Source organism: Candidatus Desulforudis audaxviator MP104C, from assembly GCF_000018425.1.
GTDB classification, from domain to species: domain Bacteria; phylum Bacillota; class Desulfotomaculia; order Desulfotomaculales; family Desulforudaceae; genus Desulforudis; species Desulforudis audaxviator.
On record NC_010424.1, the window covers coordinates 1697775 to 1710821 of the forward strand.

Below are 13047 nucleotides of genomic sequence, written 5' to 3' on the forward strand. Positions count from 1 at the left end.
GCTATCTTTTGGGGAATTCCTCCTGATTACGGCCCAATCGATCCACAAAATCCAGAACCCGGTTGCCCGAGATTAACTGGGTCAGGGAGTGCCGCTCGGTGAGGAGGTGCAGACCGATCAGGAAAGCCAGCACGGCGAGCTTGGCCGGCCAGGCCAGCACCCAGGCCGCGGTCAGGCCCAGCGTGACCCCCAGGACGTTGGCGCCCGCGTCACCCATCATAACCCGGGCCTTGAGGTCGGTGGGCAGATAGGCGGCGAGCGCGCCGGCCACCACCGCCGGAAACACCAGGAGCGGGCTGCCCCAGGCGGCCGCGAAAAGAAGACCCCCGCCCAGAATAAACCCCTTGCCGGCCCGGCCGGGCCGTAGGTCCAACAGGTTTAAGGCGTTGGCCGCCAGCGCGATCACCAGCGTGTTCAAAAGAACCTCGGCCCCGTGCCCCGGGGTGGTGCCCCAACTGACCACGAAGGCTATCACCAGGCCCCCGATTGCTTTCAGGGCGCCGGTGGTGAAGTCTCCGCGCAAAAGCCGCCGCAGGTGCCCGCGCAGGCCGCTCGCCCGACGTGAACCGTACAGGTCGTCAATCAACCCGAGAAAGGACATGCCCCCGGTGACCATGACAAAGGCGGGAACCAATCCCAGATAGGCGCCGTCGGGGTGCACGTTCAGGGCGCCCAGCAGCAGCACGGACGGCACGATGAAGAACAGCACGCCCACGCTCACGGGAATGCGGTCCCCGCGGTAGTTGTACCCCACGTGCCCCGCGGCGGCAATAATCCTGATCAGTAAGGGGAGAAAAAAGGCGGCCGCCGCCAGCCCTAACGTGAAGAAAATGAGGACTTCCAAATCAGTTCACCTTGCCGTCCGCTTTCGGTACTGAATACGGCGCCGGATCAGGGTCAACATGATGTCCCGGAACTGGCGGCCCCGGTGCACAAAACCCCGCCAGTTCCTCCCGGTCTCCCGGTGCCGCATCTGGACCGGCACCTCCAGGAGCCGGTAGCCCCGCACGGCCGCGTCGATGGTCATTCCCACCTCGACGCCGTAGCCCCCGGCCAGGGGCAGCAACTGAGAAAGCAACTCCCGCCGCACCGCCCGCTGCCCGGAGATCGGGCTTTCCATCTCCAGCCCGGTGAAGTGGCGGATTCCTCTCCGGGCCAGACCCTTGACCAGGCCGAACCCGCCGCGGCGCCGCGCGGCCGGAAAGCGGGCGATCGTCAGGTCGGCCCGGCCCTCCAGGATCGGCAGTATCAGCTTGTGTGCTTCGGCGGCGCTGTCACCAAGATCGGCGTCCAAAAGCACGATCACCTCGCCGCCGGCGGCCGCGATTCCGGCGTTTAAAGCCGCGCCCTTGCCCCGGTTCACCGGCAGCGAGACCACCCGCGCCCCGGAATCCCGCGCCCGGGCGGCGGTGTCGTCCGTGGAGCAATCGTCGACGACGATCACCTCCGAGACTCCCGGCAGGTTTCGGACCGCGGCCACCGTCCGGGCGATCGCCCGGCCCTCGTTAAAGGCGGGTATGACCACGCTCACTCCGGTCGCGGACACTTCGCCCCCCCCCCTTAATCCAGGGCTGGAATAAACCGCTGCGCCGTGTCCTTGACGCCGTAGTGACCGTCCAGCCCGGCCAGCACCCGGACCAGCGCGAACTGGCCGGGAACGGTGTCCACGTTGTCCACCGTGCAATCCAATTTGGTCTGGTATTCCTTCATATATGAAACCGGCGCCTCGCGTGTCTCCACGCCGCACACCCGGAGACCGTAACTCTGGAACCTTTGGATCATGGACATATCCAACCAGTGCGGCGTATCGGCTGCGGGATCGCTCCCGCCGCCCACGAGCACCACGGCGTGAAACGGGCGTCCGTACTCGCCGTCGATATTCACGAGCCTTTCGTTGACCAGGTACTCCACCACCGGCGACGGTCCCTCCACCAGGGCGCGGGCCATTTCATCGGCCACCAGGCCCTGCAGCCCGTCTTTCGGCACCTTCTGCCACTCACCCAGGGCCAGCAGTTGCTGCTCATGTTCAGCCAGTTCCAGGCCGCCGGGAATGGTGGTTACCGACACCACCTCGGCCCCCGCCATTTTCAGCAGGTTACGCAAGTCGGTGTCCACCGGGTAGGCGGCTGTCTGCACCAGGGCGATCCGGCGGCCTTCCAGTTGCCCGGCCACCAGACGGGGCAGGGTTTCACGCAGGAACTGCTTCTGGAGTTCCATCTCGGCTTCCACCGCGAGCACTTCGGCCCGCATGGCCTGGTTCTCCTCGCGGAGTTCGTTCAGGTGGTTCTCCAGCCGCTCGGCGATTTGCTCCTGCTGCTTTTCCAAGGTGTCCACGCTCAATATGAAACTGCCCACCAGGATACCGATCCCCAGGGCCAGGAAAACAGCCACCAGCGAGGCGATATGGTAACGCAGGTTAATGATCATTTAATCTTCCCTCAAATCCCTAATAATACCCTTAACTGGATGTACAGGAGCCGGAGCAGTTCACGAGTGGCCGGGGCCATGACCAGCACCGCCGCCAGCGGCACAGAGGCTGCCAGAACGATCATGGCGACGTGCTTCGGTCGCAAGGGGCTCCGGTAGAGCTGGGACACCCCCCGGGCGTCAATGAGCCGGGCTCCCACCTTCAGCCGGACCAGGAAGGTACTGGCCATTCCCTTGCGCCCTTTTTCTAGGAAGTCGAAGAGATTGGAATGGGTCCCCACCGCCACGATCAGCTCGGCTCCCTTTTCGTAGGCCAACAGCATGGCGATATCTTCAGACGTTCCGGGGGCCGCGAAGACTTTGGCTTTCAGGCCCAACCGCTTCACCCGCTGCAGACCCGGGGCCCGCCCGTTCGGGTACGCGTGCACGATAATCTCTCGGGCCGCGGTCAAAGTCCGGTCATCCACGCTGTCCATATCCCCGATGACAATGTCGGGGGTCAGGCCGAATTCACGCAGGGCATCCGCGCCGCCGTCAACCCCGATCAGGACCGGGCGGACCTCCTTGATGTACGAGTGAATGGCCCGCAGGTCCTCGCGGTAGTTGTCACCCCGCACCACCACCAGGGCGTGCCGGCCTTTGATACGGGTCAGGATTTCCGGAATCTCGATCTGGTTCCCGGTCAGGAGGCCGACCTCCCGGCGCGCGTAGGTCAACGTATTCTCCACAAAGCGCTCCAGCACCTCGTCAAGCCGCTCCCTGGTAGCCTTGAGCTCCGAGTCGATGATCTCCGGCGTCAGGACCCGGCCCCGGGCCGCCATTCGGCCGTCGTAGTAGACGGTGTCATTGACGATCTCGAGCAGCGCCCCCTCCGGCACCCGGTCCAAGAAATCCGCGCCCACGGCATCCAACAGGTGGATACCGGCCTCGACAATGATCATCGGCCCGCTGTTCGGATACTCATTGCTGACCGAGGAACTGCAGTTGATCACGGCCCTCGCCCGGGAGGCGACCAGAGCTTCGGCCGCTAATTTATCAATGCCCTCGTGGTCAATAACGGCAATATCGTGGGGCTGCAAGCGTTTGACCAGGTTTTTGGTGCGGCGGTCGACGCGGGCTCGTCCCCTGATTACGGTCATAAACCAAGACCTGCCTCTAAGCCAATCATCCCAAGTATAGTATGCCTGCCTGGACTTGGGCAAGCCGTGGCCGTTTCTCAATAAAAAACCTGGCGTTGTGCCACCAGGTTTACAAGCAGTATTAAGCTCGGTTACTAGCTGACTTTGCTCTCGATACGCAGCTTGTCGGCGATCATGGCAATGAATTCCGAATTGGTAGGTTTGCCCCGCTCCAGGTTGATGGTGTAGCCGAAGAACTTGTTCATCATTTCCACGTTGCCCCGGTCCCAGGCCAGCTCGATGGCATGACGGATGGCCCGTTCCACACGGCTCGCCGTCGTGTTGTACTTTTGGGCGATCATCGGGTAAAGCTCTTTGGTCACCGCCCCCAAAAGGCTGATCTCTTCGATTACCATCAGAATGGCATCCCGGAGATAGTGGTAACCCTTGATATGTGCCGGCACTCCCATCTCGTGGATAATGTTGGTGACCGCCACGTCCATGTTCTTCTCCTTTACGACGGCCACGTACGGCGTCACGCACACGCCGTTCGCCAACTGCCGGATCCGGGTGGCCAGGACCGAAAAGTCAAACGGCTTGAGAATGAAATAGTCGGCCCCCAACTCCACCGCCCGCTGGGTTACGTTTTGCTGCCCGAAAGCAGTTAACATGATGATTTTGGGGCGGTGACCGCTGTGGCTCGTGGCCAGTTTTTCCAGAACCCCGATGCCATCGAGGTGCGGCATAATGATGTCCAGTACCACGACGTCCGGTTTTCCCTGGTCGATACGGTCAACGGCCTCCAAACCGTTATGGGCAATCCCGAGCAGTTCGAAGTCGTCCTGCTGCTGGATGAAATCTTTCAGGGTTTCGCAAAACTCGCGGTTATCATCAGCAATCAGGATTCTGATGGTCTCTTTAGGCATACGTACGCCCGCCTCCCACTACTTATATTTTCCAATAAATAGCTTTCGACGGCAGGCAAAAATATCCTGCTGGCCCAAAAACTTTTTTACTATTTACTTCCTGTCACTTAAAAAGGCCCGGAATAAAAAGTTTGGCGCAACTTGGGTCTTCATTATGAGTCATTATCCGACCTTACGCCATTGGATGGACACCTCCGTCGGTTTCTTCAACAGGCCGGACTCCCGGAGCATCCATTCGATAGGTACTCCGTAACCCCGGGAGGGATTGTTGATAAACACGTGGGTCACCGCGCCGACCAACCGGCCGTTTTGAATAATCGGACTGCCACTCATCCCCTGAATGATTCCGCCGGAACGCTCCAGCAGCCGCTCGTCGTCGATCCTGATCACCAGGCCCTTCCCGTCACCGCCGTTTTCGGGTCGGACCTCTTCGATCATCAGGTTGAACCGTTCGATCTGCCGGTCGTGAAGCACGGTCAGCATTACGGCCGGGCCGGGCCGTACGTGGTGCAACAGGGCCACTGGGATCGGTTCCCGGAAATACGGGTTGGAGATGTTCCCTTCCAGGGTGCCGAAAATCCCATACGTGGTGTTCCGATCAATGGAACCGGTGAAAGAACCTTCCCCCGCAAAAGCACCCAGTTTCTCTCCCGGGCGGCCGCGCATCCCCGGGTGCACCCCGCGGATTTCGGCTTCCACGATCCGGCCGTCGGTCAATTCCAGGCGCTGTGGCGAACGGCCGTCGGTGATCACGTGCCCGAGAGCCCCGTAGGAACCCGTTTTCGGATCATGAAACGTCAGCGTGCCCACCCCGGCGGCGCTGTCGCGGACCAAAAGCCCCACCCGGTACCGGCCGGTCCGCTCACAATAGTCGGGTGTTACTCCCACCAGGAACTCGACGCCGTTACGCTTCAGGCGCACGGCCAGTCTCTCGCCGTTTCCGCCTACTTCGTTCACCATTTCCCGGACGTCGGCCTCACACCGCACCTCCCGGCCGTTGATGGAAAGGATCACGTCCCCCTCCCGGATGCCCGCCTGGTACGCCGGGCTGTATTCCCTCTCCCCGCTCTCGAGGGGTGCTTCACCGATCACGATCACACCCCGGGAATGAAGGAGCACACCGATCGACTGACCGCCCGGCAGCACCTTCACTTCGGGCACAGCGCTTACGGTCAGGTGTCGCAGAGGGATAAATCCGAACAGTTTCAGACTCAAGCGGTACTCACCGGCCTCCCTGATCACCGGTGACCCGCCGGTTTCCAGCAGCCGGATCGCTTCCGGGCGGTCGGACTCCCACTGCAGAACCGATTTTAGAGATCCGGGCACTTGAAGGGAAGGAGCAACCGACTCCCCTACCAGTATGTTCTGATAGACGGGTAAACCGAAAAAACTACGTGAAAAAGGAGTAAAACAACCGAAAATGAGCAAAATAGCAAAAAAAATAAAGCCGGCTTGGGAAATTCTCTTTCTGATGGACCCAGGCACTCCGATTCCCCCTCTCTTAAACTCAGAGTGCCCCGGTCAAAATGCAATTATATCAGGAAAATGTGGTCACCAGAGCCGAACGCCGATTACATAAGGATTGGTAATTAATATGATTGGATACCGGAGAGCAGGCGCTTGAATTCCGGCTCTTCAATAATATTGACCCCGAGCTTTACGGCTTTGTCGTATTTCCCGCCCGGATTCTTGCCCAGGACCACGTAGTCGGTCCGGCGGCTGACATTGGAAACCACCCGGCCGCCGAGTTCCTCGATGCGGGCGGCGGCCTCCGCCCGGGAGAACTCTTCCAGAGTGCCCGTCAGAACAAAGGTCTTGCCCGCCAGCGGCCCGGTACCGGCGGCGGCCGGCCTGTCTGCCACCGTATTCACGCCGGCCCGCACCAGCTTGGCCACCACCCGGCGGTTCTGCTCGCGGGCAAAAAAATTCAACACGCTGTCCGCGATCTTCGGCCCGATTTCGGGCACCGCCTCGAGTTCCTCCCGGCCGGCGGCCATCAACCCGGCCAGGGAACCGAAGCGCTCGGCCAGAAGCCGCGCGGCCCGCTCACCGACGTGCCTGATGCCGAGTGAGAAGATCAGCCGGGCCAGGGAGTTGCGCTTGCTGTTCTGAATCGCCTTTAAGAGATTGTCGGCCGACTTCGGTCCAATCCTTTCCAGGCCGACCAGTTCTTCGCGGGTCAGGGTAAAGAGATCGGCCGGGTCCGCCACCAGGCGGCGCTCCAACAACTGCTGAATCACGGCTGGCCCCAGGCCGTTGATAGCAAAAGCGTTCCGGGAAACAAAATGCAGCAGGCTTCGCTCAAGCCGCGCGGGGCAGGCAACGTTGGAACAGTAGACCCCGACCTCCCCTTCCGGGCGGACCAGGAGTGAAGCACACTCCGGGCATTGTACGGGCATGGCGAAAGGAGTTTCGCGCCCGGTGCGTTTTTCGGGTCTGGAACCGAGGATCTCGGGGATGATGTCCCCGGCCTTGTGAATCAACACCACGTCCCCGATCCGGATGTCCTTTTCGCGGATCAGGTCCTCGTTGTGCAGGGATGCCCGGCTGACCGTCGTTCCAGCCAATCGCACCGGGCTCAGCACGGCGGTCGGCGTCAGGACGCCGGTGCGCCCGACCCGGATGATGATGTCCTCCACGGTCGTCTCCGCCTGCTCAGGCGGGTACTTGTAGGCGACCGCCCAGCGGGGGCTCTTCAGGGTTGTGCCCAGCCGTTCCTGCTGGTCAAGCCGGTCCACCTTCAGCACCAGGCCGTCGATCACGTAGGGCAGTTCAAACCGCGCTTCCCGCCAGTGCTCCAGGTGCCGTTCAACCTCTTCCAGGGTCGAGAAGATGCGGGTGTGCGGGTTCACCCGGAAACCCTGTTCGCCGAGCCAGGCTAGGGCTTCACTGTGCCGGCCGAAAACGATGCCGTCCGTGTACCCGATCCCGTAGAGCCAGATATCGAGTTTCCGCTCCGCCGTAATCCCGGGGTCGAGTTGGCGCAAGCTGCCGGCCGCCGCGTTGCGCGGGTTCGCGAAAAGGGGCAGCCCGGCGTCCTCCCGACGTTCATTCAGGCGGGCGAACGCTTCCTTGGGCATGTACACCTCGCCCCGCACCTCGATCACGTTCGGGGCCCCGGGCTGGCGCAGGCGTAGGGGGATGGACCGGATGGTCCGCAAATTGGGGGTGATCTCCTCGCCGGTCACCCCGTCTCCCCGGGTGGCTCCCCGGACCAGGCGGCCGTGCTCATAGGTCAGGGAAACGGCAACACCGTCGAACTTCAGTTCAACCACGTAGTCGACGTCCTCATCAGCCAGGCCGGTGCGCACCCGCCGGTCGAAATCGGCGAGGTCCGCCGCGTTAAAGGCATTCGCAAGGCTGAGCATCGGCGCCCGGTGCTGGACGGTCACGAAGCCCTCGCGCGGCCGCCCGCCCACCCGCTGCGTGGGGGAATCGGGCGTCACCAGTTCAGGATAGGCCGTCTCCAGAGCCACCAGCTCCCGCACCAAGCGGTCGTACTCCGCGTCCTCGATCACCGGGTCATCCAGGACGTAGTACCGGTGATCATGATACTCGATCTCGCGGCGGAGCTCTTCGGCCCGCGCCCGCGCTTCCTCCGGCTTCACTGTGAGCCGTCACCTCCAAGGTCAAGCCTTAGTGACGGGGCTAAACCTTTTAGAGACACCTGGTTGATACGCCTGCCCCGGTCGTCCATCGGTTAAAGTAACCGCTTTTCCACTCCAACGCTTTCAACTTCAGTTTCTCCCAGACTCGGATTATTGACTAGACCAACAGTTGGGCGACCCAACGGATCATCAGGGCCGCCGGAATAAACAGTACCTGCGCCAGCAGAGTGCCCAAAAAGCGCGTTACCGCCAGCCACATCACCATCAACTTCACGTCCCGCCGGCTGCGTTCGCCCCGCATGGCCTGGTCGGTGAGCCGGGCGGCGGTCGGGTCAACCACAGTGGCCACCAGCACGGTCGCAAACCCGTTTACAATCGCCGAGAGCAGCACGGCCGTAGTGCGGTACTGGGGGAACAGCGCCCCTGCGTATAACGCCGAAAGCACCCCGATGGTGTAGATCCCGGTGACAAAAACGTTGGCCACGAGAAAACCTTTGGGAATGGGCAGCCGCTCGCGGGCGGCACCCCGGATGGCTTCCATCCCGGGCATCTGGGCCCCGGTCAGGCTGCGCCAGACCTTGCGCGGCGAGAAGAGAACCCTGGCCGCCAGGCGGGGCACCGAACCCACCTCGTCAAACACCAGGATGACCCGGGAAAACACCTGCACGAACACCGGGATCAGGAACGCCCCCACCACCGTACCGAAGGTGGCCGCCAGAATCACCAGGCGGATGTCGTCGGCCAGGATTCCAAGCTGTGCCTGGTAGAAGGGGGACGCCACCACCTCCTCGACCCGTTCCGGGTGGGCCGCCCCGGCCAGGCCGCGGTTGATCGCCCCCTCCACGATCGTTGACAGAAGCGGGGCTTGAATCGTGTGCGCCGCGCTTGAAATCAAGAAAATGATATTAAAAAGCGAAATCGCGGTGGCCAGGCGCCGCGTCTGGACCCCGGACAGGCGCACCCCGTAAATCAGGGTGTTGATCAGGTGGATCGTCGCGGTCAGCACGGCCACGACAATTAAACGTGTCGCCATCTTACCCTAGCTTTCCCCGTTCGGCGGCCCAAGAATCGGACGCCGCGCCAGCCGCCGCTCTTTCCCCGCTATCTCCGGTTAGAATTCAACTCCTGCTATTAATTTCCTTCAGCCAGACAGCGAATGAAAAAAGGGGCCAGGCCCCTTTTTGATCCAGTTCCCCTTTCTAACCGGCTCTACCCCCGGCCCCGGAGCAGTTCCAGGGGCGCGTAGCGGACCATAAGCGTTTTGACGCCCTGATCGGGAAACGCCACCTTCACCTGGGCGTCCAGGCCGGTCCCGTCGGTCTGGACCACCATGCCTTCGCCCCACTTGCCGTGCCAGACCCGGTCGCCCGGCCGGAACTCGGCTCTTCCGGTTTCCGGCCGTTCCGCCGCCTGTTCCGCAGCGGCCCCTGCTTCCGGTTCCCCGCCCGCGAAAAGCTCGGGCGGGATCTCCCTCAGAAACCGTGATGGCACGCCGTAGTAAACATTCCCGTACAAGAGCCGACTCTCGGCAAGCGTCAGGAAAAGGCGCTCCCGGGCCCGGGTGATGCCCACGTAGCAGAGGCGCCGTTCTTCCTCCATCTCCACCGGTTCGGAGAAGGCCCGGGTGTGCGGGAACACCCCTTCCTCCATCCCGGTCAGAAAGACCACCGGGAATTCCAGGCCCTTCGCGCTGTGCAGGGTCATCAGCGTCACCTGGCTGGATTCCCCGTCGAAACGGTCCAGGTCGGTGTACAACGCCAGGTCGTTTAAAAACTCGGCCAGGGTCCCGCCCCGCTGGAGGTCGAACTCCCGGGTCACTGACAAGAACTCGCTCAGGTTTTCCATCCGGGTGCGCGCCTCCACCGTGCGCTCGGCCTCCAGCGCCGTCAGGTACCCGCTCTCCTCCAGCACCTGCTCGGTCAGGCCGGTCACCCCGCCCTCCCGCTCCCGCCAGCGTGCCAACTGTTCGCCCAGTGCGCCCATCGCCTCCCGCACCCCGGCGCTCAAGCCCCTTATCCGGTCGGCCTCCCGCAGGGCGTCCGCGCACGCCACCGAGCTCTCCCGGACGTAGGCGAAAAACTTGACCAGCGAAGCCTTCCCCACCCCCCGCCGGGGCACGTTGATGATCCGGGTCAGCGCCACGTCGTCGTCCGGGTTGACGATGAGCTTCAGGTAGGCCAAGAGGTCCTTAATTTCCTTGCGGTCGTAAAACTTCACGCCCCCGATGATCGTGTACGGCACCCCGTGGCGCAGGAGTTCGTCCTCCAGCACCCGGGACTGGGCGTGGGTGCGGTAGAACACCGCGAAATCACGGTAACTGCGGCCTTGAGCTCGCAGGCGCCGGATCTCTCGGGCCACGAACCGGGCTTCCGCCCTCTCGTCCCGGGCCTGGTGCAGCACCGGCGCCTCCCCCGCGCCGCGCGCCGTCCAGAGTTCTTTCTCCTTGCGGTGCCGGTTGAACCGGATCACGTGGTTGGCCGCCTCCAGGATGCGGCCCGTGGAACGATAGTTCTGCTCCAGCTTCACCACCCGGGCGTCGGGATAGTCGCGCTCGAAATTCAGGATGTTCCGGAGGTCGGCCCCCCGCCAGCCGTAAATGCACTGGTCCGGGTCGCCGACCACCGTCAGGTTCCGGTGCGTCTGGGCCAGAAGGTTCACCAGGACGTACTGGGCATGGTTGGTGTCCTGGTACTCGTCCACCAGGAGGTGCAAGAAACGCCTCCGGTACTGTTCCAGGACGGGTGGGAACTCGCGGAAAAGCCGCACCGCCAGGAACAGGAGATCGTCAAAGTCCAGCGCGTTGTTCCGCTCCAGGCGCGCCTGGTAGGCGGCGTACACCCGCGCCGTCAGTTCCTGGTGCTGGTCGTAGGCGGCCCCGGCGAACTCCGCCGGGCCGACCAGCGCGTTTTTCTGCCATGAGATGGCGGCGCTGAACATGGCCGGCGGGTGCTGGCGGGGTTCCAGATTCAATTCCTTCAGGCAATCCTTAATGACCGTCTGTTGGTCGGCCTCGTCGTAGATTACGAAGTTCTTGCTGTAGCCGAGCTTTTCGATTTCCCGGCGCAGGATGCGCAGGCAGGCAGCGTGAAAGGTCATCACCCACAGGTCGTCCACCGCGTGGGGCACCAGGCTCGCCACCCGCTCCTTCATCTCCCGGGCAGCCCGGTTGGTGAACGTGATGGCCAGGATGCGGTGGGGCTCGACCCGGTGGACCCGCACCAGGTAAGCGATCCGGCTGGTCAATACCCGAGTCTTGCCGCTGCCGGCCCCCGCCAGAACCAGAAGCGGCCCCCCCGGATGACACACGGCCTCGGCCTGGGCCGGGTTGAGTTCAGTCAGAAAATCCAATTCCCCTGCCTCCAGCAAAATGAATCTCTCCCATTATATCACCGGCGGGACTGCAAGACACAGGATTCCACGGCCCGGAATAGGTGATCCACCGCTCTGGCGGTCTTCGTGATCGCCCTACCGGCGCTCCCTTGCGGTCCCGCATCCTGGTGGTGATCCGGTGGCTGGGCTCGCGGTCCAGGCGCGACTAACATCGCGATGGGAGCCATGGTGCAAAAATCATGGGCCCTTGACGGCTGGCCAAGGACATCATAGTATACCAATATATGATAAACAGCTGATAAGGGGGTAGGGCCGTGTTCTTCAAGAAGAAGGATGAACCCGGGAAGGCTGAAGCCACCCAGGTCAACATCGGGGGAGTCCGGGTGGGAATCATCGGCATAGACGACGCCCTAGAGGCTGTGAAAAAACTGGATCTGAAAACGGACCGGGAGATCGGAAACGCATTGGTGGAGTTGCTGCGTCCGAATAACTACATTCCCGAGGCAGCCCTGGACGAGTACCGGGCCGATCTGGCACGCTATTACCGGATCCGGATGGGGTTGCCCGTGGAAAAACGAGCCCCGGTGCCCGGCCTCCTGGAGATCAAGGTTCTCGGACCGGGCTGCAGCCGCTGCAAGCAGGTGTTCGAGCTGGTGCGCGACGTGGTGGCGGAAGAAGGCATCGCGGCCGATCTGGAATACGTGGACGACATCGCCGAGTTCGCCAACTACGGGGTACTGATCACTCCGGCGCTCCTGATCAACGGAGAGGTCAAGCTGGCCGGGAAGGCCCCGACCAGAAACCAACTGGTTGCGTGGCTGAAGGAAGCGAATTCATAAGGGAAACACACGGTTCCGGAAGCGCCGGGCGAGGGGGCACGCCCGCCTCCCCCCACCGTTTTCTACTTCCGCCGCGCCTGCAGTTCCCGCAGGACGTCGTCGAGGTGCACGTTCTTCTCCGCGAGCAGCACCAGGACGTGGAAGAATAGGTCGGCCACCTCGTTGATCACTTCTTCGCGGATGTTGTTCTTCGCGCCGACGATGACCTCGGTGGTTTCCTCGCCCACCTTCTTCAGGATCTTGTCCAACCCTTTGTCGAAAAGGTAGGTGGTGTAGGCGCCGGCGGGCCGCTTTTGCTTGCGGTCCTTGATCAGTGCGTACAGCATCTCCAGCACCCCGCAGGTGGCCTGAAACTCCTCCTCGCTTAGCACCCGCTTACGGGGTTTTTTGACCTCGTCGGCCTCGGGCGGCTTGCGCCCGTACACCACATCCGGGTCAAAGGCGAGTTCACCCACGACGGCCACGCCGCCGGTGGGGTCCATCCGGTAGTGGAAACAACTGCGGTAACCCTCGTGGCAGGCCGCGCCGACCTGATTCACCCTGATCAGCAAGGTGTCGGCGTCGCAGTCGTGATAGATCTCGTCCACTATCTGCACGTGCCCGGAGGTCTCCCCCTTCTGCCAAAGCTTCTGGCGGCTCCGGCTCCAGAACCAGGTGTGACCGGTCGTCACGGTCTTCTCAATGGCATCGCGGTTCATCCAGGCCACCATGAGCACCTCATAGGTCCGCGCGTCCTGAATAACGGCCGGGATCAGACCGTCCTTGTCGAGCTTGATTTTGTCCAGTTTGTACGGCATCT

The 13047-nt window shown here is 62.5% G+C and carries 11 protein-coding genes; 1 reads left to right on the top strand and 10 read right to left on the bottom strand.

Translation table 11 applies throughout. The annotated features are described in order from the left end of the window. Position 1: 1 nt before the first annotated feature. The 9 genes from DAUD_RS08185 to pcrA form a co-directional block, all read right to left on the bottom strand. Complete coding sequence (locus tag DAUD_RS08185; RefSeq protein ID WP_012302694.1) at positions 2 to 844, bottom strand: hypothetical protein; 843 nt, start codon at positions 842 to 844, stop codon at positions 2 to 4. 6 nt (positions 845 to 850) lie between these two features. Then, entirely contained in the window at positions 851 to 1546 is a 696-nt protein-coding gene (locus DAUD_RS08190) for a glycosyltransferase family 2 protein (protein WP_012302695.1), read from the bottom strand. Between the two features lie 14 nt (positions 1547 to 1560). Further along, positions 1561 to 2427 carry a copper transporter gene (locus tag DAUD_RS08195; RefSeq protein ID WP_012302696.1) on the bottom strand — a complete coding sequence of 289 codons (867 nt, stop codon included), beginning with the start codon at positions 2425 to 2427 and terminating at the stop codon, positions 1561 to 1563. Positions 2428 to 2438: 11 nt separating this feature from the next. Next, positions 2439 to 3566, bottom strand: coding sequence for a putative cytokinetic ring protein SteA (gene steA, locus DAUD_RS08200; RefSeq protein WP_012302697.1), 1128 nt, complete (start codon positions 3564 to 3566; stop codon positions 2439 to 2441). Between the two features lie 134 nt (positions 3567 to 3700). Next, positions 3701 to 4471, bottom strand: coding sequence for a sporulation transcription factor Spo0A (spo0A, locus tag DAUD_RS08205; protein ID WP_012302698.1), 771 nt, complete (start codon positions 4469 to 4471; stop codon positions 3701 to 3703). A gap of 162 nt (positions 4472 to 4633) precedes the next feature. Next, on the bottom strand, positions 4634 to 5956 hold the full coding sequence (gene spoIVB, locus DAUD_RS08210) for a SpoIVB peptidase (RefSeq protein ID WP_012302699.1): 1323 nt from the start codon (positions 5954 to 5956) through the stop codon (positions 4634 to 4636). A gap of 104 nt (positions 5957 to 6060) precedes the next feature. Continuing rightward, positions 6061 to 8079, bottom strand: coding sequence for an NAD-dependent DNA ligase LigA (gene ligA, locus DAUD_RS08215; protein WP_012302700.1), 2019 nt, complete (start codon positions 8077 to 8079; stop codon positions 6061 to 6063). A 157-nt stretch (positions 8080 to 8236) separates the two neighbouring features. Continuing rightward, positions 8237 to 9112 carry a lipid II flippase Amj family protein gene (locus DAUD_RS08220; protein ID WP_012302701.1) on the bottom strand — a complete coding sequence of 292 codons (876 nt, stop codon included), beginning with the start codon at positions 9110 to 9112 and terminating at the stop codon, positions 8237 to 8239. A 176-nt stretch (positions 9113 to 9288) separates the two neighbouring features. After that, on the bottom strand, positions 9289 to 11427 hold the full coding sequence (gene pcrA / locus DAUD_RS08225) for a DNA helicase PcrA (protein ID WP_041571277.1): 2139 nt from the start codon (positions 11425 to 11427) through the stop codon (positions 9289 to 9291). A 296-nt stretch (positions 11428 to 11723) separates the two neighbouring features. Here pcrA and DAUD_RS12830 point away from each other — a divergent pair, with 296 nt between their 5' ends. After that, positions 11724 to 12248: a thioredoxin family protein gene (locus tag DAUD_RS12830; protein WP_012302703.1), complete on the top strand. Its 525-nt coding sequence runs from the start codon at positions 11724 to 11726 to the stop codon at positions 12246 to 12248. Between the two features lie 62 nt (positions 12249 to 12310). Here DAUD_RS12830 and hisIE read toward each other — a convergent pair whose 3' ends face one another. Beyond that, positions 12311 to 13045, bottom strand: a complete 735-nt coding sequence (gene hisIE, locus DAUD_RS08235; protein WP_012302704.1) for a bifunctional phosphoribosyl-AMP cyclohydrolase/phosphoribosyl-ATP diphosphatase HisIE — start codon at positions 13043 to 13045, stop codon at positions 12311 to 12313. Between the last annotated feature and the right edge of the window lie 2 nt (positions 13046 to 13047).